This window comes from Streptomyces sparsus, assembly GCF_054776295.1.
Genome location: NZ_BAAHCA010001617.1, coordinates 1 through 634, shown reverse-complemented (window position 1 = coordinate 634; position 634 = coordinate 1). Strand labels below are relative to the sequence as shown.

Below are 634 nucleotides of genomic sequence, written 5' to 3'. Positions count from 1 at the left end.
CCCGCCCACGGCCGTCCGGACGCCGGCGGCGAGAACGGCCCTTCAGGCGGCGCCCAAGTCGGCGGCCCGACGGGGCGGTTCGGCGCCGCAGGACACGGCCACGGCCCGTACGGACAGGAATCCGGGCCGGGTGAGTACGGGCAAGGCCAGTACGGGCAGGGCGAGTTCGGGCAGTATCCGCAGACCGGCCAGGCTCCGCAGCCCGGGCAGGACCAGCAGCCCGGGCAGGACCAGCAGGCCGGGCAGTACCGGACGGGCGAGTACGGCCGGGCCCGCCACGGCCGCCCGCCGGCGGAGCAGCCCGGTCCGCAGCACGCGGCACCGCAGCAGTACGGCGGATCCGCCTACGGCACAGGCGAGTACGGCCAGGACTCCTACGCCCGGACCGGTCCCGCACAGTCGGCCCGGCAGCCGCAGGACCAGGCACTCCACCAGCCGCAGGGGCCCGGCCAGGCGCAGGACCAGTCAGCGGACGGCTACGCGGCCCAGCCGCAGGGCCAGTTCGGGCCGCCGTCGGTGATGCCGCCCGCCGGAGCGGACGCGGAGGCCACCCAGTTCCTGCCGCCGCAGACGGCGCCCGGAGGTCCCGACGCCGACGCCACCCAGTTCATCCCGCCGTTCGCGGACGCGCCCG

Annotated in this window: 1 pseudogene; it reads left to right on the top strand. The window is 77.4% G+C overall.

The features are described from left to right. A pseudogene (locus ACYVE9_RS29945) lies at nt 1-634 on the top strand (hypothetical protein); the annotation flags it as partial.